The sequence below is a fragment of the bacterium genome, assembly GCA_021372775.1.
Classification (GTDB): Bacteria; Acidobacteriota; Polarisedimenticolia; order J045; family J045; genus JAJFTU01.
In genome coordinates, this window is the sequence record JAJFTU010000195.1 from 1 (window position 1) to 23280 (window position 23280).

The 23280-nt window shown below is 73.4% G+C and carries 18 protein-coding genes; 10 read left to right on the forward strand and 8 right to left on the reverse strand.

Translation table 11 applies throughout. From position 1 onward, the window contains the following. The first annotated feature begins 103 nt into the window (after positions 1-103). Both LLG88_06530 and LLG88_06535 read left to right on the forward strand, forming a co-directional pair. Positions 104-1615, forward strand: a complete 1512-nt coding sequence (locus LLG88_06530; GenBank protein MCE5246562.1) for a DnaJ domain-containing protein — start codon at positions 104-106, stop codon at positions 1613-1615. Continuing rightward, positions 1612-1935, forward strand: a complete 324-nt coding sequence (locus tag LLG88_06535; GenBank protein MCE5246563.1) for a hypothetical protein — start codon at positions 1612-1614, stop codon at positions 1933-1935. The genes LLG88_06530 and LLG88_06535 overlap by 4 nt, the downstream gene beginning before the upstream one ends. Before the next feature lie 50 nt (positions 1936-1985). On the opposite strand, the gene LLG88_06540 is transcribed toward LLG88_06535, so the two are convergent. From LLG88_06540 to LLG88_06575, 8 genes are all read right to left on the reverse strand, one after another. After that, a complete protein-coding gene (locus LLG88_06540) occupies positions 1986-3263 on the reverse strand; it encodes an SAM-dependent methyltransferase (GenBank protein ID MCE5246564.1) in 1278 nt (425 codons plus the stop codon). Between the two features lie 20 nt (positions 3264-3283). After that, positions 3284-3940, reverse strand: coding sequence for an NADH-quinone oxidoreductase subunit B (locus LLG88_06545; GenBank protein ID MCE5246565.1), 657 nt, complete (start codon positions 3938-3940; stop codon positions 3284-3286). Between the two features lie 39 nt (positions 3941-3979). Then, complete coding sequence (locus tag LLG88_06550; protein MCE5246566.1) at positions 3980-5158, reverse strand: sigma-70 family RNA polymerase sigma factor; 1179 nt, start codon at positions 5156-5158, stop codon at positions 3980-3982. Continuing rightward, a complete protein-coding gene (locus LLG88_06555) occupies positions 5155-5571 on the reverse strand; it encodes a (deoxy)nucleoside triphosphate pyrophosphohydrolase (protein MCE5246567.1) in 417 nt (138 codons plus the stop codon). Before LLG88_06555 ends, LLG88_06550 begins: the two co-directional genes overlap by 4 nt. Before the next feature lie 68 nt (positions 5572-5639). Next, positions 5640-7628: a tetratricopeptide repeat protein gene (locus LLG88_06560; GenBank protein MCE5246568.1), complete on the reverse strand. Its 1989-nt coding sequence runs from the start codon at positions 7626-7628 to the stop codon at positions 5640-5642. Continuing rightward, positions 7625-8392, reverse strand: a complete 768-nt coding sequence (locus tag LLG88_06565; protein ID MCE5246569.1) for a class I SAM-dependent methyltransferase — start codon at positions 8390-8392, stop codon at positions 7625-7627. The genes LLG88_06560 and LLG88_06565 overlap by 4 nt, the downstream gene beginning before the upstream one ends. Further along, positions 8389-9534, reverse strand: a complete 1146-nt coding sequence (locus tag LLG88_06570; protein ID MCE5246570.1) for a glycosyltransferase family 9 protein — start codon at positions 9532-9534, stop codon at positions 8389-8391. Before LLG88_06570 ends, LLG88_06565 begins: the two co-directional genes overlap by 4 nt. Before the next feature lie 2 nt (positions 9535-9536). Then, entirely contained in the window at positions 9537-10310 is a 774-nt protein-coding gene (locus LLG88_06575; GenBank protein MCE5246571.1) for an alpha/beta fold hydrolase, read from the reverse strand. A gap of 207 nt (positions 10311-10517) precedes the next feature. On the opposite strand from LLG88_06575, the gene LLG88_06580 reads away from it, so the two are divergent. The 8 genes from LLG88_06580 (at position 10518) to LLG88_06615 (ending at position 23093) form a co-directional block, all read left to right on the forward strand. Further along, positions 10518-13832 (forward strand): PDZ domain-containing protein, encoded by a 3315-nt coding sequence (locus LLG88_06580; GenBank protein MCE5246572.1) that lies wholly within the window; start codon positions 10518-10520, stop codon positions 13830-13832. Between the two features lie 70 nt (positions 13833-13902). Further along, positions 13903-14670 carry an alpha/beta hydrolase gene (locus LLG88_06585; GenBank protein MCE5246573.1) on the forward strand — a complete coding sequence of 256 codons (768 nt, stop codon included), beginning with the start codon at positions 13903-13905 and terminating at the stop codon, positions 14668-14670. Between the two features lie 21 nt (positions 14671-14691). Then, positions 14692-14976, forward strand: coding sequence for a YciI family protein (locus LLG88_06590; protein ID MCE5246574.1), 285 nt, complete (start codon positions 14692-14694; stop codon positions 14974-14976). A gap of 178 nt (positions 14977-15154) precedes the next feature. Next, positions 15155-16528 carry a hypothetical protein gene (locus LLG88_06595; GenBank protein MCE5246575.1) on the forward strand — a complete coding sequence of 458 codons (1374 nt, stop codon included), beginning with the start codon at positions 15155-15157 and terminating at the stop codon, positions 16526-16528. Then, positions 16525-18555 (forward strand): NAD-dependent DNA ligase LigA, encoded by a 2031-nt coding sequence (ligA, locus tag LLG88_06600; GenBank protein ID MCE5246576.1) that lies wholly within the window; start codon positions 16525-16527, stop codon positions 18553-18555. The genes LLG88_06595 and ligA overlap by 4 nt, the downstream gene beginning before the upstream one ends. Continuing rightward, the gene (locus tag LLG88_06605) at positions 18552-19991 is read left to right on the forward strand and encodes a sigma-54 dependent transcriptional regulator (protein MCE5246577.1); all 1440 of its coding nucleotides are present in this window, start codon (positions 18552-18554) and stop codon (positions 19989-19991) included. Before ligA ends, LLG88_06605 begins: the two co-directional genes overlap by 4 nt. Before the next feature lie 88 nt (positions 19992-20079). After that, positions 20080-21690 (forward strand): trypsin-like peptidase domain-containing protein, encoded by a 1611-nt coding sequence (locus LLG88_06610; GenBank protein MCE5246578.1) that lies wholly within the window; start codon positions 20080-20082, stop codon positions 21688-21690. Continuing rightward, the gene (locus LLG88_06615; protein ID MCE5246579.1) at positions 21687-23093 is read left to right on the forward strand and encodes a sigma-54 dependent transcriptional regulator; all 1407 of its coding nucleotides are present in this window, start codon (positions 21687-21689) and stop codon (positions 23091-23093) included. Before LLG88_06610 ends, LLG88_06615 begins: the two co-directional genes overlap by 4 nt. Positions 23094-23280: the final 187 nt, after the last annotated feature.

Here is a 23280-nt window from a genome sequence, read left to right on the forward strand (position 1 = left end):
GGCGCGCTGGCGGAGCAGGACGTGGAGGCGATCGACGACGCGTCGTCCGCCCTCGTGGACAAGCTCTTCTCGCTGGACAACTGACGGAACGGGGGGGAAAGGCATGGCCAACGAACTGTACGAGCGGCTCGGCGTCGCGCCCGCGGCGAGCGACGACGAGATCAAGAAGGCGTACTTCCGCATGGTGCGGCAGCATCCGCCGGAGAAGGACCCGGACGGCTTCAAGCGGCTGCGCGAGGCGTACGACACGCTCCGCGACGCCAAAGCGCGCCGCAGCTACGACGCGGCGCAGGCGCACGGCGAGGAGATCGGGCTGCGTCTCTCGCGGGCGATCAAGCTCGAGGAGGAGGAGAGATGGAACGCCGCGGCGGAGGAATTCAAGCGCATCCTCCTGCTCGATCCGGAGCTCGACTTCGTCTACAACCGGCTGGCGCTCTGCCTCGCCGAACAGGGGAAGTTCGAAGAGGCGGCCGACGTCTACGACCGGCTCCTCAAGCGCACGCAGGACGTCGCCGCTTTCTGGCTCAACTACGGCTACATCAGGTTCGAGCAAGCGACGTCCTTGAAGCCGCCCGATCCCCGACATCGGACACTCGTCGCCGAGGCGAAGCGGCTTCTGGCGCAGGCGCATCTTCTGGAGCCGCACAACGCCGACCCACTGCGACGCCTCGCGCAGATCGCCTCGTACTCACAGGACTACGCCGAGGCGGAACGACTGCTGGAAGAAGCGATCGGCGCCGACGGCAAGGTCGATTTCGCCGACTTCGACATCTTCTTGGAGCTCTGCCTCGTCTACTCGCTGGCGGGGCGATATAGCCGCCTGCCCGAGCTCGCCCGCCGAATCGAGGCGGTCTGCCCGAACGAGGACGAGGCGCGTCAGTACGTCGTGGCCCGGTTCGCGAGCGCCGGCATCGCCTATTTCAAAGCGAGAAACTACCAACTCGCGGAAGGACTTCTGAACATGGCGCGGAAATTCGCGCCGGGCGATCCAGAGCTGCGGAAAGCGCACGAAACGGCCCAACGAGCCGCCCGGATTTGCCGCGAAATCTCCGCGCTCGAAGATGATGAGCAGGTCATCCGCCCCGTACGGATCCTCGCCCGCGTGGTCGGCGTCAATTTCCTCGACGAATGGACGGACGGCGAAGCCGAGTACCGCGCCGTCGTCGGCCGTGCGCTCGCAGCCTTCGGCGACTACGCGATCTCCACAGTGCAGGCGTCCCTGATGCGCCTCAAGAGCCAGTATCCAGGACATTACGAGGTAGGGCGCGAGAACTACGACTCCCTCCTCGCGCGCTGCCAGGAGGCGCTGCGGAGGCCCGCGTACTCCGGATCAAGCTCTTCCGGTTCGAGCAACTGCTTCGTCGCGACGGCGACGTTCGGGACGCCGTGGGCGCCGGAGGTCGTCGCGCTGCGCGGATGGAGAGACGAGGTGCTGCGGCGCAGCGTCGGCGGGCGCGCGTTCATCAGGACCTACTACGTCGTGGGGCCGTGGCTCGCGGCGCTGGTGCGGCGCTGCCCGCCGCTGAAGCGGGTCAGCGCGGCGCTGCTCGGGAGGTTCTCGCGCGCGGTTGCGCGGCGCGGCGGCGCGCCGACGCGCGGGGAGGGCGGAGCGTGAGACGGCCGCTCCGGGCTGCGGCGGCGCTCGCACTCGCGCTGGCGGCGGTCGCCGCCGGCGCGTCCGCGGCGCCGCCGGCCAAGGCGACGCCGGGACCGATCGTGATGCGCGACGCCATGGGACGCCGCCTCGGCGAGATCCGCGTTCAGGGCGACGGGCGTCGCCTCGCCTACGACGCGCTCGGGCGGCGGCTCGGCGAATACGACCCGCGGACCAACGTCACGCGCGACGCGCTGGGACGACGAGTCGGCGAAGGGGACTTCCTCGCCGCGTTGATCGCGGAGGCCGCGGCGAAGAAGGACGCGAAACCGCGGCGCTGATCGCCGCCGTGGCGCGGAGAGACGCGAAGCCGCGGCGCTGATCGCCGCGCTCAGAGCCCGGCGAACGGATCCGCGAGGCCGCGCAGCGTCGTCGGGATCCCCTTGACGTAGAGGGCGGCCTCGAAGCGCGCGCCGCCGCCGGCGCCCGGCAGGATCAGCGAGCGCGCGGCGAGGCGCAGCGCGAGACGCTCCGGGCTTTCCCGCTCCGGCTCCTCCGGCGCCGCGAGGTCCTCGATCGCGCCGAGCGCCAGCAGGAACTTGTCCTGCGCCGCGCGGCCGGCGCGGACCATCCCCGCGTCGCGCATCGCGTCGTCGAGAAAGTCCCAGTTCACGTGCGCGGTGAGATCCTGCAGCCCCGGCCGCGCCAGCAGATCGAACGTGACCCGATGCCGGAAGTAGCCGACGAGCGAGCCTTCGCGGTGGTTCTCGTCGGCGAGCCGCGCCGCGGGATGGCCGTAGTCCACGAAGCACGCCGCGCCGCGGGCGAGGACGCGCCCCAGCGCCGCGGCGAACGCCTCGACGCCGAGCGCGATCTCCGCCTCCCAGCCGTCCTCGGCGCAAAGGCCGTAGCGCGCGGCGAGTTCCGCGAGGCGCGGCGACGAGAGCGGAAGATCGACGAAGCGCAGCCGACTCTCCGCCCCGTCGCGCGGCGCGGTCCGCTCCGCGTCAAGGCCGCCCGCGTCGTCGTTCCCGACATCTTTGGAGGCCCCGTCGGCGGCGCCGCGCTCGCTCCCGTCGTCCGCTCCCGCGGGAGCGACGCCGCGCTCGACGAGCTCCGCGCCGCGGCGCGCGATCGCGTGCGCCGGGAACGCGTCGAGGAACTCGTTGCCGTAGACGAAGCCGACGACGCTCCCCTCGCCCAGCTCCTCGACCGCGCGCGCCCAGCGGAAGCGCGTCGCCGCGGCGAACGGCGCGAGCCGCTCCCGCTGCGCCGCCTCGAGCGACGGGCTGATCTCGACCAGCGCGTACTCCTCGAGCGCCGCCGCGGCCGCCGGCTCGAACTCGCGCAGGGCGGCGAAGAGATCCGCCGCCAGCAGGCCGCGCCCCGGACCGAGCTCGACGATCCGCCACGGGCCGCCGCCGAGCAGCTTCCAGACGTCGATCGCCTGCGCCGCGAGGCGTCGCCCGAACGCCGGCGAGACGTCGGACGAGGTCGAGAAGTCCCCTTCGCGCCCTGTCGTCGCGGCGCTCCGCGTGTAGTAGCCGTGCTCGGGGTGGTAGAGCGCCAGCGCCATGAAGTCGGCGAAGGTCAGCGGCGCCGCCGCCGCGCGGCGCAGCGCGATCTCCTCGATCGGCGTGGGGGCGGCGGGCTCTTGCGGCGCGTTCATCTCGGGAAACCGCGGCGCGCTCAGAAGCGCTTGAACAGCTTGGCCGACAGCTCCGGCGCCGCGGGCAGCTTCTCCCGCGGATAGGCGACCGAGGCGTACGTGGAGGGGTTCTGCGCCGTGACGCCGGCCGGCGCGATTTGCGCCGCGGGCGCGCCCCCCTTCGCCTGCGCTTCCTTCCAGCGGTCGAGCGCCGACGGCTCCCCCTTGGCGATCTTGCCCTGCAGCAGGATCAGCGCGTCGAGCACCGCCTCGGGACGCGGGGGGCAGCCGGAGATGTAGAGATCCACCGGGATGATCTCGTCCACCCCCTGCACCGTGGAGTAGGAGTTCATCATTCCGCCCGACGAGGCGCAGGCGCCGATGGCGATGGCCCACTTCGGCTCCGGCATCTGGTCGTAGAGCTTCTTGAGCATCGGGGCCATCTTCTTGCTGACCGTCCCGGCGACGAGCATCAGGTCCGCCTGCCGCGGCGAGAAGCGGAGCGCCTCGGCGCCGAAGCGGGCGATGTCGTAGCGCGAGGCGACGGCGGCCATCATCTCGATGGCGCAGCAGGCCAGCCCCATCGGGAACGGCCAGAGGGAGTTCTTCCGGCCCCAGTCGACGATCGCCGACAGGCGCGTCGTGAGGACGTCCTTCTCCAGCGACTCGACGACGTGCGGATTGACGTAGGCCTTCATGTCCTCATCCTACGGAGAAGCCGAAGGCGCGGCAACGATTCATCGTCGGCTGAAGCGGAGGACGATCTCGTCCCCCAGCCGCTCGCGCAGGAAGCGCGCCAGCCGCTCCTTCAGCTTGTTCTCGCTCTGCCGCATCGCCTCGCGCGTCACGCCGAACTGGTCCCCCAGTTCCTGCAGCGTCTGCGGCTGTTCGGCGACGAGCCGCCCGTCGAGGATCGCCTGCTCGCGCTCCCCGAGCCCTTCGCGGAACTCGGCGACCGCGGCGGAGATCCGGTCCCGGATCTCCTCCTCGGCGACGACCTCGTCCGCGGGCGCCGCCTCGGCGTGGAGCGTGTCGCCGACGGTGATGTCGCCGTCCTCGGTCAGCGGCATGTCCATCGAGACGTCGCCGCCGGAGAGGGCGCGCTCGACCTCCACGACGTCCTCCTCGGCGACGCCGAACCGCTCGGCGAGCAGCGGCGGGGTCGGACTGATCCCCTCGCGCTCCAGCCGCTCCTTCTCGCGGCGCAGGTTGTAGAGCAGCTTGCGCCGCGCGTTCGTCGTGCCGACCCGCACCAGCCGCGCGTTGTCGAGCAGGAACTTGAGCATGTACGCCTTGATCCACCAGGCGGCGTAGGTCGGGAAGCGGACGTTCTGTTCCGGGTCGAACCGCTTGAGCGCCTCGACGAGGCCGACGTTCCCCTCCTGGATCAGATCGAGGACGTTGCGGATCGCGCGGCGGTACATGAACGCCAGCTTCACCACCAGCATCAGCTGCGAGGTGATCAGGCGCCGCGCGGCCTCCGGATCGCCGGTCGCGCGGTAGAGCCGCGCCAGACGCCGCTCCTCTTCGCGGTCCAGCTCGGGGAAGCGGCGCGCCTCCTGGATGTAGCGGGCGAGCGGATCGGCCGGAACGGGAAGCGACTTCTCCCGCGGCGCGGCCACCGTGAGCGCCCGCTCGGCGCGGGCCGTCTCCGCGGGGGTCGCCGCCTCGGGAACGAAGTCGGGGAGCTCGGCGCTCTCCACGCCGACGTCGAGCACCTCGGGCTCGAGCGGAAGGGCTTCGTCCCGCTCCGCCTCGCCCGTCTCCTCGACCGTCGCCGTCTCCGGCTTGGCCTCCGCCGCGGCGACGGGAGCGCCGGCGCTCTCGGCCGACGCCGCGCGCGCGCGCTTCGCCCCGGCCGCGCCGCTCTTCGCGGACGCGGACGCGGCGCGCGGACGGCGCGGCGCGGCGCTCATCGCGCGCCTCCTCCGGCCTCGCGGCGACTCAGCTCTTCCACGACGACGAGGTCGGCGGGCAGGATCGGCAGCGCGGCCATCTCGCTCGGACCGAACCAGCCGAGCTCCGCGACCTCGATCGGCCGCGGCACGCCGTCGGCGAACTCCGCCTCGAAGAACCAGAGATCGACGTCCCGCTCGGGATAGCGGTGCGTGAAGCGGCGGACGAGCGGGCCGACGCGCAGCTCGACGCCGAGCTCCTCGCGCCCTTCGCGGACCAGCGCCTCGGCCGCCGTCTCCCCTTCCTCGAGCTTGCCGCCGGGGAACTCCCAGAAGCCCCCCTGATGCGAACCGTCGGGACGGCGCGTCAGCAGGTACCGCCCGCCGCGCCGCACGACGGCCGCCGCGACGTGGATCATCGGCTTCTCTTCCACCGCAGGCCTCCGCCGGAATTATCAGTTCGCCGCGGCCCCGGTCAAACCGCCCGGTCGGCGCGCCCCGGTCAGCGCGCCCGCGCGAGCAGGTTCCGCGCCATCTGCGCCTCCGCGCTCGCCGGCGCCAGTTCGACGACGAAGCGCAGATGCTCCGCCCCGTCCGCCGGCCGCCCGAGTTGCAGCAGGATCTCCCCCAACTGCAGATGCGCCTTCGTGTAGCGCGGGTTGATCGCCAGCGCCCGCTCCAGATGGCCCAGCGCGTCGCCGATCAGCTGTCCCCGCTGTTCCGGCGGCGCGCTCTGCGAGCGGCGCAGCAGCAGCAAGGCCCAGTTGTAGTGCGGCGTCTCGTAGCGCGCATCGAGCCGCGCCGCCTCGACGAAGCAGGCGACCGCCTCGTCGTCCCGCCCGAGCTGGAAGAGGAGCGAGCCGAGGTTGTTGTTCGTCTTGGCGAGGCTCGGCGCCTCCTTGTAGTACTTCAGCGCCAAGCGGTACTCCCGTTCCGCTTCGGCGTTCGCCCCCCGCCCGGCGTAGACCATCCCCAGGTGGAGATGCGGCACGCCTTGGTCCGGGGACTTCGCCGCGGCGTCCCGCCAGAACGAGTAGTTGTCGGCCCAGACCTGCTGCCGTTCGATCGTCGCCGCCGTCGCGGGGAGCGCGACGACCGCGGCGACGATCAGCGGCGCGCCGATCCGCGCCCAGCCGGGCCACGCCGCGGGCAGACGCGTCGCCGCGCGGCGCAGCAGGAACGCCGCAAGCAGGCACAGCCCCGCGGACGGGATGTAGAGATAGCGCTCGGCGATCGGCGTCTTCGAGATCTTGTAGAGCGAGATCGCGAGCGAGAGGACGAGACCGGCGGCCGCGAACGCGAGCGCCGCGAGTTCCGGCGTCCGCTCGCCGCCGCGCCGCCAGCGCCACGCGCCGAAGAGGGCGGCCGCGAGGGCGACCGCGCCGAAGACGGCGAACCCGGCGCCCGGAAGCTCCGCGGGGAACGCCGACTGCGGCGGCGGCCAGAAGAGCTTCGCCGCGTACCAGCCGAAGGCGCCGGGGAGCGCGGTCAGGTCGGGCGCCCCCTTCATCGCGGGGCTCGTCACCGCCGCGATCGCCGCGGAGCGGAGCGCGAAGTAGGCGACGAGCGCCGCGAGAAACGCGACGGCCGGCAGCGTCGCCCACGACCAACCCTCGGCCGGCGCGCGCTTCGCCTCCTCGCGCGCGTCCGCGCCGCCGCCCTTCATTCCCTTCGCCGCGTCCGCGCCGCCCCCCTTCGTTCCCTTTCCAGCGTCCGCGCCCGCGGGCCTGCCGCCCTTCGCCCGCGCCGGCGTTCCGGCGGCGCGCTGGATGCGCCGGCGTTCGGCGCGCGACGTTCCCTTCGCCGCCTCCGCTTCGAGCGCCGCGCGGTCGGCCGGGCGGACGAGCCACAGCAGAACCGGTGCGAGAAAGACGAAGCCGAGTCCCGTCTCCTTGGCCAGCGTCGCGAGCAGGAAGCAGGCCGCGGAGAGAAGCCCCCAGCGGAGACTGCTCCGGCGGCGCGCCTCGACCAGCGCGATCGCCGCGCCGAGGAAGAAGACGGCGCAGAGCGCGTCGCTCCGCCCCGCCATCCAGGCCACCGACTCGACGTGGATCGGATGGACGGCGAAGAGCAGCGCGCCGGCCGCGGCGGCGAGGATCTCCTTCGGGCCCGGCGGCGCGTGGAGCCCCAGAAGCTGCAACCCGAAGAGGAAGACCAGCGCCGTCGCCAGGGCGTGCAGCGCGACGGGGGTCAGATGGAAGACGACGCGGCGCGCCGCGTCCCGCTTCTCCAGCGGCCAGAACGTCTTCGCGATCCCCTCGTCGGCGAGGTAGCTGACGACGACGAGCGGCCGGTAGTAGTGGTCGCCGAACTGCGGGATCCCCTGCGGCGGCACGAAGACGTTCTTGACGCCGTCGAAGAACGGGAGCTGGCGGTCGAAGACGATCGGATCGTCCCAGACGAACTCCGCCCCGATCGAGCCGAAGAAGACGAGAAAGGCGACGAGCGCGACGGCGCCGGCGGCGATCGCGGTCAGCTGTTTGCGGGTCACGGGAGCGGCTCCTCGGAGAGCGGCCTGCGGGCGACGACGATCAGGTTCTCGCCGCGGCCGGCCGGGATCCACGGACGCGCGAAGAGGACGCTGACGATCGTCGGCAACGAGAAGAGAGGATACTGCGCGAGACGCGGCAGCCACTTGACGTACGGCACGTCCCACAGCCCGTCGGAGAAGGTCCGCTCGACGACGAAGCCGGCCGCGCGCGCGAGGCGCAGCCACTCCTCCGGCGCGAGCAGCGAGACGTGCGTCTCGTCGCGCAGGGCGTACCAGTCGTCCCCCTTGAAGCGGCGGCCGGGGGAGGTCGTGTCGGGGACGGCGAAGAGGAGCGCGCCGCCCGGCGCGAGCAGCGCCCGCGCCGCGGCGAGCGCCTTCTCCGGCGCCGGCAGATGCTCGAGGACGTACTTCGCGAGAACGAGGTCGAAGCCCCCCGCGGCGACCTCCGCGGGGAGTTCGCCGCAGACGTCGGCGGCGAAGACGCGCGCGCGCGGCGCGACGGCGCGCGCCTTCTCGACCGCGTACGGCGAGATGTCCACGCCGAACGAGTCGAACTCCCGCTCCAGCCAGCGGAGCGTGTAGCCGTGGGCGCAGCCGATCTCGAAGACCCGCCGCCCGCCGGCGCGCCGCAGCAGCCGCCGCGCGAGGAGCGCGTAGAAGCGGGCCGACCACCAGTGCATGTTGAAGCGGCGCATCTCGTCGAGGCCGAAGACGCGGCGGTAGTAGTCGGGGCCGAAGCGGCCGTCGTCGGGAGGGACGCTCACGCCGCGCCTCCTTCGCCGCGCGCCGCGCCGTCGCGCGCGGCCAGCCTTTCGCGCGCCGCGGCGAGGACGCGCCCCGCCTCGATGCCGAGCATGCAGGCCATCCCCTGGCAGCAGGGGGGCGTGTAGCCGTAGGTCGTGCACGGCGAGCACGGCGCCGGCTCGCGGACGCTGACGTAGCGTTTGCCCGGCGGCCCCCACTTGGCGAGCACGCCCGGCCCGAAGAGATGGACGGAGGGGACGCCGAGCGCGTAGGCGAGATGCAGCAGGCCGGTGTCGGCGCTGACGTAGACCGCGGCCCGCGCGATCACCGCCGCCGCCTCGCGGAGCGTCGTCGCGCCGCAGAGATCGACGTGCGGCCGCCGGCCGAGCGCCGCCGCGATCGTCCGCCCCGCGGCGCGGTCCGACGCGCCGCCGACGATCGCGATCGCCGCGCCGTCGTCGGCGAGCCCCGCGGCGACGAAGCCGTACCGCTCCGCCGGCCAACGCCGCTCGGGGATCGACGCCCCCGGGTGGACGACGACGAGCGGCCGGTCGCCGAGCGGCGCGAGCGCCCGCGCGGCGAACGCGCGCTCCTCGTCGCGCAGCGGGAAGAACGGCGCCTCGGGATCCCACGTCGGCTCGACGCCGGTCGCCGCGCGGGCGAGGTCGAGGAAGCTCCGCGCCTCGTACGTCTCCTGGCTGTACGGCACGGCGACCGTCAGCAGCCGGCGGCGCGCGTTCGTGCCGAAGCCGATCCGCCGCGGCGCGCCGGCGAGGTACGCGACCAGCGCCGAGGCGGCGTGGTACTGCTCGGTGTCCACGACGAGGTCGAAGCGGCCGCGCACGGCGCGGAGCAGCCCCGCGAGCGGCCGGTCGTAGAGCAGCGTCTCGTCGGCGAGGCCGGCGCCGTCGAGCACCCCCGCGTTGCGGCGTTCGAGGAGCAACGTGATCGACGTCTCGGGCCACGCGGCGCGGAGGGCGCGGAGCATCGGCACGACGAGCACGGCGTCGCCGATCCCGCCGGGACGGATCACCAGCGCGCGGCGCGGCGGCGCGGACGGCGGAACCGCGGGGCGGCGCGGCCACGCGGCGCCGAGCAGCGCGCCGAGCGGGCGCGCCGCGGCCACGTCGGCCAGCTTGAGCAGCTGCTCGCGCGCCCCCACCGTCAGCGCTCCGCGGCGAAGCGGTCGAGGAACGCGTCGGCGGCCCGGCGGAACTCCCGCGGCCTGGTCCAGATCATCGGGTGACGGCCGGAATCGACGAGAAACGCCTCGGACCCGCGCACCGCGCGGACGAGGTCCATCGTCTGCCGCCCGATGTCGGGGAGCAGTTCGTCGCCGAGGCTCGCCGTGAAGAGAACCGGACAATGGACGTCGTCGAGGCGGCCGCGGAACGGATCGCCGCCGGCGCGGCCGACGCGGTCGATGAAGTCGGTGTCGGCCGCGACGACCTGCTCCCAGTCGTCGCCGTGCCCGCGGCGCCAGAACTCGACCAACTGCGGCGGGCGGATGGCGCGGGCCACGGCGGCGCGGCGCAGGAACTCCGGATCGTAGCGGCGGACGGCGCTGTCCACGACCGCCGCGCGAACGAGGCCGGGGCGCGTCGCGGCGAGGATCAGCGCGGCCACGCCGCCGCCGCTCGTGCCGACGACGAGCGCCCGCTCTTCGCCGAGCCCTTCGATCAGCGCCGCGGCCGACGCCGCGCAGAGATCCCACCAGTCGTCCGGCCAGCGCTCGATGCGCGAGGAGAGGCCGGTCCCCGGCAGGTCGGGCACGACGACGCGGAAGCGCCGCGCGAAGTGGGCGATCTCCCCGTCGTAGTGGACGGCGGTCGTCGTCGATCCCGGAAGGACCACGAGGAGCGGTCCTTGGCCTTGCTCGACGTAATGGATGCGGCGTCCTCGCCAGTCGAAGAACCCCATGCCCGCACGATAGCGCATCGCCCGGCCGTCCGCAGGAGGGGCCGGCGGCGAGGCCGAATCCCGCGCGGAGACGAGGCGCCGCCCCGCGGGACGACGCGTCCTCGGACGAGCCGCGCGCGGCGGGACGGGCCGCGGAGGCGCCGCCGCCGAAAGGAATGCGGCGGACCGCCGATTCGCCGTACGGTGTAGAGTCTTGCGCTTCTCATCCCGCGGGAGGCTCTCCGCATGCCGCGCCCGGTTTCCGTCTCGCTCGCCGCGCTCGCCGCGGTTCTCTCCTTTTCCGCGGCCCCCGCCGCGGTCCCGCCCGCGGGCCCCGGCCCGGCGGCCGAAACGCTGCTCCTCCGCGCCCCGACGATCGGCGGCGGGCGGATCGTCTTCGCCCACGCCGGCGACCTCTGGAGCGTCGGCCTCGCCGGCGGCGAGGCGCGCCGCCTCACCGCGGGGGACGGCACGGCGAGCGACCCCCATCTCTCCCCCGACGGCGCGTGGCTGGCCTACACGCTGCGCCGCGACGGCAACGCCGACGTCTACGTGATGTCCGCCGCGGGCGGGACGTCGCGCCGCCTGACGTGGCACCCCGGCGACGACCTCGTCCGCGGTTGGTCCCCCGACGGCGCGAAGGTCCTCTTCGCCTCGCCCCGCGACGCGGCGAACGACCGCTGCGACCAGCTCTTCCTCGTCCCGCGCGACGGCGGCTGGCCGACGCCCCTGCCCCCGCCGATGGCGGAGCGCGGCGCCCTCTCCGCCGACGGCCGCCTCCTCGCCTACACGCCGCTGCACGACGGCTTCTGGACCTGGAAGCGGTACCGCGGCGGGATGACGACGCCGGTCCGGATCTACGACCTCGCGGCGCGGACGACGGCCGAGGCGCCGCACGAGAACGCCAGCGACACCTTCCCGACGTGGCTCGGCGGCAAGCTCTACTTCCTCTCCGACCGCGCGGGGACGATGAACGTCTTCGTCTACGACCCCGCGACGCGCGCCGTCCGCCGCCTGACCGACCACGCCGACTACGACGTCCGCTCCCTCGCCGCCGGCGACGGCCTCCTCGTCTACGAGCAGGCGGGGCGCATCCATCTCCTCGACCCGGCGACCGGCGTCTCCCGCGCGGTCGCGGTCCGCGTCGTCGGCGAATTGCCCGCGCTCGCGCCGCGCCTCGCCGCGGCGGCGCAGTCGATCGAGTCGTTCGGGATCTCCCCGACCGGCGCGCGCGCCCTCTTCGCCGCGCGCGGCGAGATCTTCACCGTGCCGGCGGAGCGCGGCGCGCCGCGCGACGTCTCGCGCACCCCCGGCGCGCACGAGCGCTATCCGGCCTGGTCCCCCGACGGGCAGCGGATCGCCTATCTCTCCGACGCCTCGGGCGAGTACCGCCTCCACGTGCGCGACCAGGCGGGGCTCGAGCCGCCGCTCGTCGTGGACCTCGGTCCGGGGAACTTCTTCTACGAGCCGCGCTGGTCCCCCGACGGACGCCGGATCGCGCTGACCGACAAGCGGCTCAACGTCTGGATCGTCGACCTCGCCGAGAAGCGCGGCGCGGTCGTGGACACGGACACCTACGAATCGCCGGAGCGGAGCCTCGATCCGGACTGGTCGCCCGACGGCCGCTACCTCGCCTACACCAAGCGGCTCAAGAACCACCTCCGCGCCGTCTTCGTCCACGACATCGTGACCGGCGCGAAGCGGCAGGTGACCGACGGCGCGCGGGACGCCGTCTCCGCCCGCTTCAGCGCCGACGGCAAGTACCTCTACTTCGCCGCCAGCGCGAACTACGGCCTCAACGCCGGCTGGCTGGAGATGTCGTCGTTCGAGCGGCCGGTGCGGCGCGCGCTGCAGCTCGCGATCCTCGCCGCCGACGAGCCGTCGCCGGTCGGCCTGGAGAGCGACGAGGAGCCGCCCGCCGCCGTCGGCTCGCTCGCCGACAAGCGCCCCGCCGCGGCGAAGGCCAAGACGCGCCACAAGCGGCCCGCGCCGAAGAAGCCCGCCGCGCCGGCGCGCCCCGGCGAGACGCGGATCGACTTCGACGGAATCGGCGGCCGCATCGTCGCCCTGCCGCTCCCCGAGGGGGACTACCGCACGCTGCGCCCCGGCGCCGGCGAAACGCTCTTCTACCTCGAGGGCGGGGACCTGCAGGGGGGCGGCGCGCTGCACCGCTTCGACCTCGCGACGCGCGAGGACAAGGTCGTCTTCGACAACGTCGCCGAGTTCGACCTCGCCTTCGACGGCAACCGGCTGATCTTCCGCGGCAAGGAGGACGCCTACTTCGTCGCCGACGCCGACGCCGCGCCGGACGCCGAGCCGCTGCCGCTCAAGCTCGAGGGGATGGTCGCGCCGATCGACCCGCGCGAGGAATGGCGCGAGATCTTCGACGAGGCGTGGCGCCAGTGGCGGGACTTCTTCTACGACCCGGGGCTGCACGGCGTGGACTGGAACGCCGCGCGGGAGAAGTACCGCGTCTTCCTGCCGCACGTCGCGCACCGCTGCGACCTCACGTATCTCCTGTCGGAGATGGGCGGCGAGCTCGTCGCCGGGCACGTCTTCGTGGACGATCCGCCCCCCGAGACCGCGCCCGGGCCGCGCGTCGGCCTGCTCGGCGCCGACGTCGAGCCGGACGGAGGCTTCTACCGCATCGCGCGGATCCTGCGCCGGCGCGCCGCCGAAGGGGACGCGCCGCCGCCGCTCGCCGCGCCCGGGCTCGGCGTGCGCGAAGGGGACTACATCGTCGCCGTGGACGGCCGCCCGGTCTCGACCGGCGACGAGCTGTTCCGCTGGCTCGACGGCGCCGCGGGCCGTCCGACGCTCCTCACGGTCAACGACCGCCCGTCGGCCGCCGGCGCGCGCACCGTCGAGATCCTGCCGATCGAGGACGAGACGTCGCTGCGCCGCCGCGCGCGGGTCGAGGCGGCGCGGGCCCGCGTCGCCGAGCTCTCGAACGGACGGCTCGGCTACGTCGATCTGCCCGACACCGGCACGCTCGGCTACGACGCGTTCAACCGGGACTACTTCTCGCAGGCCGACAAGGACGGCCTGATCGTGGACGACCGCTTCAACAGCGGCGGCGCCGTCGCCGACTACATCCTCGACCTGCTCGGCCGCGCGCCGCTCGCCTGGTGGGCGACGCGCGAGGGGGCGGTCTTCTCCAGCCCGGCCGCCGCGGTCTTCGGGCCGCGCGTGATGCTGATCAACGAGTACTCCTCGTCGGGCGGCGACGCGCTGGCGCAGTTCTTCCGCCGGCGCGGCCTCGGGCCGCTCGTCGGGCGGCGCACGTGGGGCGGCCTGGTCGGCGTGCTCGACGATCCGCCGCTGCTCGACGGCGGCGCGGTCAGCGCGCCGGGGGTCGCGGTCTTCAGCCCCGAAGGGCGCTGGGAAGTGGAAAACGAAGGGGTCGCCCCGGACGTGGACGTGGCGGAGACGCCGCAGGACGCGGCCGCGGGGCGCGATCCGCAGCTCGAGAAGGCGGTCGAGCTGGCGCTGCGCGCCCTCGCCGCCGCGCCGCCGCGCCCCGCGCGTCCGCCCTACCCGGTGAAGCGGCAGACGCGCTGAGGACGCCGCCGCGCGAGGACGCGGCGGACCGACGAACGCGGGCGGAGCCCCGCGCCGGAGGAGAGGTCTCGTGGGCACGACGACGGTGAGGTTCCCCGGCGGAACCGGCGCGTGGCTCGTCGGCAAGCTCGAGCGGCCCGACGGGCCGGAGCGCGCGACGGCGCTCTTCGCGCACTGCTTCACCTGCGGCAAGGACCTCAAGTCGATCGTGCGGCTGACGCGCGAGCTCGCGGCGCGCGGCGTGGCGAGCCTGCGGTTCGACTTCTCCGGCGTCGGCGAAAGCGAGGGGGATTTCGCCGAAACGAGCTTCTCGACCAACGTCGCCGACATCCTCGCCGCGGCCGACTTCCTGCGCGGCCGCGGCCTCGCGCCGGCGCTCCTCGTCGGCCACAGCCTCGGCGGCACGGCGACGCTCGCCGCGGCGGGACGCGTCGCCGAAGCGCGGCTCGTCGCGACGATCGCCGCCGTCTCCCGCGCGGACCACTTCCGCGAAACGCTGCTGCGCCTCGCCCCCGAGCTGCCGACGGCCGGGCGGGCGGAGATCGTCCTCGGCGGCCGCCGCGTCGCGCTCGGTCCGCGGCTGCTCGACGGCCTCGACCAGCGGCGGCTCGACGAGGAGATCGCCGCGCTCGGCAAGCCGCTCCTCGTCTTCCATTCGCCGCAGGACGAGACCGTGCCGTTCGCGGAGGCGGAGCGGATCTTCGCCCTCGCGCGCCCGCCGAAATCGTTCCTCTGCCTCGACGGCGCGGACCACCTGCTGCTGCGCGCCGAGAAGGATGTCCGCTACGTCGCCGCGGTCCTGGCGGCGGCGCTCGAGCGCGGCGCGCCGGAGGCGTGACCGCGCGGCAAGGAGAGACCGATGGTCCTGGTGCTGATCAACTACACGAAGCCGTACGAACAGGTCGCCGCGGTCGTCGCCGAGCACCGCGCCTTCCTCGGAAAGCACTACGCGGCCGGCACGCTGGTCGTCTCCGGGCCGCGCGCGACGAAGACCGGCGGCATCGTTCTCGCCCGCGGCAAGAGCGCCGCCGAGGTGGCCGAGATCTTCAAGCAGGACCCGTACGCCCTGCACGGCGTCGCGACCCACGAGGTGATCGAGTTCGACGCCGTGAAGCACGCCCCGGGGTTCGAGCCGTTCCTCTAGGCGGGCCGCCGCGCGGGGGACGGCCGGGGCGCCGCCGCCCGGCCGCCGCGCGCCGTCACCTGCGTGGTACGCCGCTTTGACACGGCGCGGGCGGTGCGCGAGACTCGTCCCCCGGGGAAAGGAGCCGCGGGTGCCATCGGGCGGGGCCAGCGTCCGCGAATCTGGGTCCAAGCGACTGATGGCCAAGGCGGTCGCCCTGTTCCTCGTGTCGTTTCTGGTGATCCTCGGGATCGTCGGCTACCTGTTCTTCCACGACTTCGACCAGCGGACCGTCCGCTCCAAGCTCGCCGAGGCGGCCGACTCGGCCCGCACCCTGGCCAGCGCGCTCTACCGCGAAATCGCCCCCTCCGGCACGTTCGACTTCGTGCGGATCGTCGAGCGCCGCGCGGCGCTGGCCCAGACGATCGACCAGTACACCTCGCAGCTCAAGTACGTGCAGTACGTGGACGTCCTCGACGACGCCGGGCGGCTGATCTTCCGCCGCCGTCTCGACCGCGGCGGCGACTGGCAGCTCCAGCTCGGCGGCGCGTTCGGCGGGCAGGCGCCGACGACCCCCGACGCCCCGCCGGCGGCCCCCGAGTTCTTCGACCCCGGCCGGACGCCCGAAACGCCGTCCCAGGTGCGCGTCGTGCCGGTCCCGTTCGGCGCCGGCGGCGGCATGCTCCTGCTCGGCGTCACCGCCGGCCCGCTCGATCAGGAGGTCGCGCGGATCCGGCAGGCGCTGGTCCTGCGGCTGACGCTCGGCGGCCTCGTCTCGGTGATGCTTCTCTTCGTGGCCTTCGTCTTCCTCATGCGCGTCATCGCCAAGACGCGGAAGCTCGAGGCGGAACAGCAGCGCGACCAGCAGCTCGCCTACCTCGGCACGCTCGCCTCCGGCCTCGCCCACGAAATCCGGAACCCGCTCAACGCGATGAACATCAACCTGCAGCTGCTCGAGGAGGAGCTGCAGACCGACGAGCTGCCGGCGGAGACGGTGGAGCTGCTCCGCTCGTCGCGCAGCGAGGTGCTGCGCCTCGAGCGGCTGGTCAAGGACTTCCTCGCCTTCGCCAGGCCGCAGACGGCGAAGCGCGAGGATCTGCCGGTCGGCGCGTTCGCGGCGGACGTCGTGCGCTTCATGCGGCCGCTCTTCTCCGAGGCGCAGGTCCGCCTCGAGTTGACGGTCGAGCCGTCGGCGCCGGTCGTGCGGATCGCCCCGGCGCAGGTGCGCCAGGCCCTGCTCAACATCCTGCAGAACGCGCTCGAGGCGAGCCCGCCGGGCACGACGGTCAAGGTCGTCGCCGGCGCGACGCCGCGCGGCGAGGCGCGGATCGACGTCGTGGACCAGGGGCCCGGAATTCCCGTCGAGGCGCGGCGCGAGATCTTCCAAGTCTTCTGGTCGCGCAAGCCGGCCGGCTCGGGGCTCGGCCTGCCGATCGCGCTGCGCGCCGTCGAGGTGCACGGCGGGCGGATCGAGGTCGAGAGCGCCGAGGGGGCGGGCAGCACCTTCCGGATCGTGCTGCCGCCCGCGATGGCCGCGCCGGAGGCGATCGCGATGCGAGGGGGACCGTCATGAACCACGACGACGCGACGAAGCGCGCCGAGGAGCTGCGCCGCGAGCTGTGGCGCCACCGCCGCCTCTACTACGTCGAGGCGCGCCCGGAAATCACGGACTTCGAGTACGACGCGCTCGAGGCGGAGCTGCTGAAGATCGAGACGGAGTTTCCCGATCTCGCGACCCCCGACTCGCCGACGCGGCGCGTCGGCCATCCGATCGAGGGGGACTTTCCGCCGGCGCGCCACACCGAGCGGATGCTCTCGCTGGAGAACACCTACAGCGAGGCGGAGCTCGCCGACTGGGAGAGCCGGCTGCGACGCGCGGCGTCGGTCCCCGACGGCGAGGAGATCGAGTACTCGGTCGAGCACAAGATCGACGGCGTCTCGGTGGCGGTGATCTACGAAGGCGGCACGCTGGTCCGCGCCGTCTCGCGCGGCGACGGGGCGGTCGGCGAGGAGATCACCTCGAACGTGCGGACGATCCGCTCGCTGCCGCTGCGCCTCGCGCCGCCGTTCCGCCGCCTCGAGGCGCGCGGCGAGATCTTCTTCCCCAAGGCGCCGTTCGCCGCGCTCAACCGCGAGCGCGACGAGGCCGGGCAGCCGGTCTTCGCCAACCCGCGCAACGCCGCCGCCGGCACGCTGCGCCAGCAGGATCCGCGGATCGTCGCCGCGCGGCCGCTCGACCTTCACTTCTGGCAGGCGGTGCAGCTCGACGGCGAGCGCCCCGCGCGGCACCTCGACGGCCTCGCGCTGCTGGAGAAGGCCGGCCTGCGGGTCAACCCGAACCGCCGGCTGGTGCGCGGCCTCGCCGCCGTGCGCGCGTACATCGAGGAGTGGCGCGAAGGGCGGCGCGACCTGCCGTACGAGGTGGACGGGATCGTCGTCAAGGCGAACGACACCGCGCTGCGCGAGGCGGCGGGGGCGACCTCGAAGTTCCCGCGCTGGGCAGTGGCGTTCAAGTACCCCGCCGAACAGTCGGCGACCCATCTCGTCGCCGTGACGGTGCAGGTCGGGCGGACCGGCGTGCTGACTCCGGTCGCCGAGCTCGAGCCGGTGCGGATCTCCGGCAGCACCGTGGCGCGGGCCACGCTCCACAACTTCGAGGAGGTCGAGCGGCTCGGGGTGATGATCGGCGACACCGTCCTCGTCGAGAAGGGGGGCGAGGTCATTCCGAAGGTCGTCGGGCCGGTCCTCGCCAAGCGGCCGCCCGACGCGCGCCCGATCGTCCCGCCGACGAACTGCCCCGCCTGCGGCGAGCCGGCGCACCGCCTCGAGGGGGAGGTCGCGTTGCGCTGCGTCAATCCCGCCTGTCCGGCGCGGCGCCGCCAGGCGCTCGAGCATTTCGCGCGCCGCGCGGCGATGGACATCGAAGGGCTCGGCCCGGCGCTGATCGACCAGCTCGTCGGCAAGGAGATGGTCGCCGACGTCGCCGACCTCTACGCGCTGCAGGCGGAACAGCTCGCGGGGCTGGAGCGGATGGCGGAGAAGTCGGCGCGCAACGTCGTCGAGGAGATCGAGGCGAGCAAGACGCGTCCCCTCTCGCGGCTCCTCTTCGCGCTCGGCGTGCGGCAGGTCGGCGAGCGGGCGGCGCGGACGATCGCCCGCAGCTTCGGCACGCTCGACGCGCTCGTCGAGGTGGCGGGGCGGCTCGACGCGGAAGCGGTCCTCGGGCAACTGCCCGACATCGGCCCGGAGACGGCGGCGGCGCTGCTGGAGTTCCTTCGTTCTTCCGCGGGCCGCGCGCTGCTCGCCAAGTTGCGCGCGGCGGGGGTGCGGACCGACGAGCCGCAGGCGGCGCCGGTCGCGGCCGGGCCGTTCGCGGGGAAGACGGTCGTGCTCACCGGAACGCTGGCCGGGATGACGCGCGACGAGGCGAAGGCGCGGCTGGAGCGGGCCGGGGCGCGGGTCAGCGGCTCGGTCAGCGCCAAGACGGACTTCGTCGTCGCCGGCGCCGAGGCCGGAAGCAAGCTCGACAAGGCGCGCGCGCTCGGCGTGGCCGTGCTGGACGAACGGACGATGCTGACGATGCTGGGAGAGGAACGATGACCGCGGAGGAACGGCGCGGCAGGATCGTGATCGTGGACGACGACGCCGGCGGCCGTCAGGCGATGGCGCGGGCGCTGGAGCGGGTCGGCTTCGAAGTGGCCCCGTTCGCCGACGGCATCGAGGCGCTGGCGTTCCTGCGCGAGCATCCCGACACGGAGCTCGTCCTGACCGACCTGCGGATGCCGGGGATCGACGGGATCGAGGTCCTGCGCCGCGCGCGGGAGCTGGTCGCCGACATCGGCGTGCTGATGATCACCGCCTACGGCTCGGTCGAGACCGCCGTCGGCGCGATGAAGTTCGGCGCCGAGGACTACCTCGAGAAGCCGGTCAACCTCGACGTCCTGCGCGGACGCGTGACGACGCTGGTGGAGAAGGTCCGCCTCGGCCGCGAGGTGAACGAGTTCCGCGAGGTCGAGCGGATCCTCGTCGAGCAGGGCGCGTTCGAGGGGATGGTCGGCCAGACGCCGGCGATGATGGAGCTGTTCCGCAAGATCCAGCAGGTCGCGGCGGCCCGCTCGTCGGTGCTGATCCTCGGCGAGTCGGGCGCCGGCAAGGAGCTGGTCGCCCGGGCGATCCACCGCCACTCGCCGCGCGCGCGCCAGACGTTCCTGCCGGTGGACTGCGCGGCGATCCCGGCGGAGATCCTCGAGTCGGAGCTGTTCGGCCACGAGCGGGGCGCCTTCACCGGCGCGCAAATGCGCAAGCCGGGGAAGTTCGAGCTGGCGACCGGCGGCACCCTCTTCCTCGACGAGATCGGCGAGTTGCCGCTGGCCCTGCAGGCCAAGCTGCTGCGGGCGCTGGAGACGCAGACCTTCATGCGGGTCGGCGGCACCGAGGAAGTGCACGTGGACGTGCGGGTCCTCGCCGCGACGAACCGCGACCTCGGCCGGATGGCCGACGCCGGCGAGTTCCGTCAGGACCTCTACTACCGCCTCGCCGTGGTCACGCTGCGGATCCCGTCGCTGCGCGAGCGGCGCTCCGACGTGCCGCTGCTCGCCGCCTCGTTCCTCGAGCGGTTCGCCAAGGAGAACGGGCGCAAGACGCCGCTCCTCACGCCGGACGCGCTGCAGGTGCTGAAGCACGCCCCGTGGCCGGGCAACGTCCGCGAACTGCGCAACATGATGGAGTCGCTGGTGATCCTCCATCCCGGCGAGGAGGTGCAGGCCCAGCACCTGCCGGAGGAACTCCGCCGCGCCGCGCGCGAGGAGGAACTGTCGGCCGGCGAGCTCGCCCTGCCGGCCAGCTCCGGCGCGCTCGTCGGGCGGACGATGGAGGAGATCGAGCGGGAAGTGATCCTGAAGACGCTCGAGCGGACGGCGGGGAACCGCACCGCCGCCGCGGAGATGCTCGGGATCGGCCTGCGGACCCTCCAGCGGAAGATCAAGCAGTACCGCGAGGAAGGGTATCCGGTCATGGGCGCCGACATCGGCGATTGAACGTATTTCTCTCGTCCGGGAACGCGGCGCCGCGTCCGGGCGTTGTTCGATGAAGGACCGGGCGGAGAAGCCGCCCGCGGAGGACTCAATGAACCGTGCAAAGCCGTTCGTCGTGGCCGGGATGATCGCCCTTTCCGCCGTCGCGGGTCTCGCGGTGGCGTGGCTAGTTCCCGGCGCCGCCACCGAGGCGAACGCCGCCACCGGCGACTTGAAGCTCGCCCCGCCCCCGCCCGCTTCGGCGGCGGTCAACGTTCCCTCCTTCGCCGACCTCGCCGAGCGCGCGACCCCCTCGGTCGTCGCGATCACCTCGAGCAAGATGGTCGAGCAGGGCCGGGACCAGAAGGACTTCTTCGACAACCCGTTCTTCCGCCGCTTTTTCCGCGACAACCCGTTCGGCGGCGGCTCGGACGACGACGAGAACAACGACGCCCAGCCGCAGTCGCGCGACAACCGCCGGCAGCAGCCCCGCAAGGAAAAGAAAATGTGGGGCGGCTCGGGGTTCTTCATCACCGCCGACGGCTACATCCTGACCAACAAGCACGTCGTGGACGGCGCCGAGGAGCTGTTCGTCCGCACCGGGTCGATGGCCCAGACGGACGAAGGGCTCAAGGCGCGGCTCGTCGGCAAGGATCCGTACCTCGACCTCGCGCTGCTCAAGGTCGAGGGGCGCAACGACTGGCCGGCTCTCCCGCTCGGCGACTCCGACCGCGTGCGGGTCGGCGAGTGGGCCGTGGCGATCGGCAACCCGATCATGTTCCGCAACTCGGTCACCGTCGGCGTGGTCAGCGGCAAGGGACGGCGGCTCGACTTCGATCCGTCGAACCTCGGCGACTACATCCAGACCGACGCCTCGATCAACTTCGGCAACTCGGGCGGGCCGCTGCTCAACGCGCGCGGCGAGGTGATCGGGATCAGCACCGCGATCATCCGCGACGAGCCGGGCACGATGGGCGGCAACGGCTACATCCAGGGGATCGGCTTCGCGCTGCCGATCAGCGCGGCGAAGAAGGTCCTGAACCAGCTCGCCGGAACCGGCACCGTGAAGCGCGGCTACCTCGGCGTCTCGGTGCAGGCGATGGACCCGGAGCGGGCCGACTACCTCGGCGCGCCGAAGGGACGCGGGGCCTACGTCGCGCGCGTGGACAAGGGAACGCCGGCCGACAAGGCGGGCGTGAAGCCGGACGACATCATCCTCGCGGTGGACGGCAAGGCGGTGAACTCGAGCGAGGAGCTGGTCAACGAGGTCAGCGCGCACAGCCCCGGCGAGAAGATCCGCCTGACGCTTTGGCGCGAGAAGCGCGAGACGGACGTCGTCGTGACCTTGGCCGAACGGAAGGTCGGGACGGAGCCGCAGGAGAAGGGCGGCGACGAAGAGACGACGCCGGACGAGACGGCCGCGACCGCGCTCGGCTTCAGCGTCGGCCCGCTGCCGCAGGCGCTGCGGGACCGTCTCTCCAAGATGGATCCGCCGGTCAAGGGGATCCTGATCACCGACGTCGATCCCTCCTCGGCCGCCGCCGCGAAGGGGCTCGCCGCCGGGCTGATCCTGCTCGAGATCAACAACGCGCCGACGCCGACCGCGGACGCCTACCGCAAGGCGGCCGCGGCCGTGCCGCCGGGAAGCGTGGTCAAGCTGCGCGTTTTGGACCGCTCGGGAGACGAGTTCACGCTCTTCTTCCGCGCGCCGAACAAGAAGTGAAGGGCGGCTCGCGGGCGCGGGGCGCCGCGGTCCTCGTCGCCGACGACGAGGCGGCGATCCGCGACGCCCTGCGGCTCGTCCTCGAGCACGAGGGGTACCGCGTCTCGGAGGCGCCGGACGGCGAGCAGGCGGTGCGGCTCGTCGAGTCGGGCCATCCGGACGCGGTGCTGCTCGACATCCGGATGCCGCACATGGACGGGCTCGCCGCGCTGGAGCGGATCCGCGCGGCGGCGCCCGACCTTCCGGTGCTGATGATCTCCGGCCACGGCACGATCGAGACCGCCGTGCGCGCGCTCCGCGCCGGGGCGCAGGACTTCCTCGAGAAGCCGCTGGAGCGGGACGTCGTCCTGCGGCGGCTCGAGGCGGCGCTGGAGCGGGCGCGGTTGCGCGAGGAGGTGGCGGAGGTCCGGAGCGACGACGGCCTGCGCCATCAGCTCGTCGGCGGCTCGGCGCCGATGGAGAAGCTGCGCGAGCTGATCCGCCGCGCCGGCCCGACGCAGGCCACCGTGCTGATCACCGGCCCCTCCGGCTCGGGCAAGGAGCTCGTCGCCCGCGCGATCCACCAGGCCAGCGCGAGGGCCGAGACGACGTTCGTCAAGGTCAACTGCGCCGCCGTGCCGGACGACCTGATCGAAAGCGAGCTGTTCGGCTTCGAGAAGGGCGCCTTCACCGGCGCCGCCGCGCGGCAGAAGGGGCGCTTCGCCCGCGCCGACGGCGGGACGATCTTCCTCGACGAGATCGGCGACATGTCGCTCCGCACGCAGGCCAAGGTGCTGCGCGCGCTCGAGTCGGGCGAGATCGAGCCGCTCGGCGCCGGCGGGCCGGTGCGGGTGGACGTCCGCGTGATCGCCGCGACGAACAAGGACCTCGCCGCGGAGATCGAGGCCGGCCGCTTCCGCGAGGACCTCTACTACCGCCTCGGCCGGCTGCCGATCCGCATCCCGCCGCTCGTCGAGCGGCGCGACGACGTCCCCGCGCTGGTCGAGCATCTCGCGCGGCTGATTTGCCGCGAGAACAACCTCCGTCCGCGGCGCTTCACCGGCGGCGCGATCGAGGCGCTCGCGGCGCGCGACTGGCCGGGGAACGTCCGCGAGCTCCGCAACACGCTCGAGCGGGCGATCATCCTCGCGCCGGGGGAGACGATCGAGGCCTCCGACCTGCCGGACGGCGACGGGCCGGCGCGCTCCGCGGCGGCCGAGTGGCTCGACGCGCCGACGCTCAAGGACTTCAAGGAGCGGTCGGAGCGCGACTACCTGCGGCGGCAACTGGAGCGGCACGAGTGGAACATCACCCGCACCGCGCAGGCGATCGACACGCCGCGCTCGAACCTCTACAAGCGGCTCGAGCACCACGGGCTGGCCCGCTTCGCCGGGGCGCGCGCGCCCGACGAGTCGGACGACTGAGCGTCAGGCGCCGCGGCAGACGAAGCGGACGACTGAGCGTCAGGCGCCGCGGGAGACGAAGCGGACGACTGAGCGCCAGGCGCCGCGGCAGACGAAGCCGCGGATCCCGACACGCGAACCGCGCGGGGACAACCCCGCGCGGTTTCGTTTTCGCCTCGTCCGCGGCGGACGGCGTCAGGCGTACATC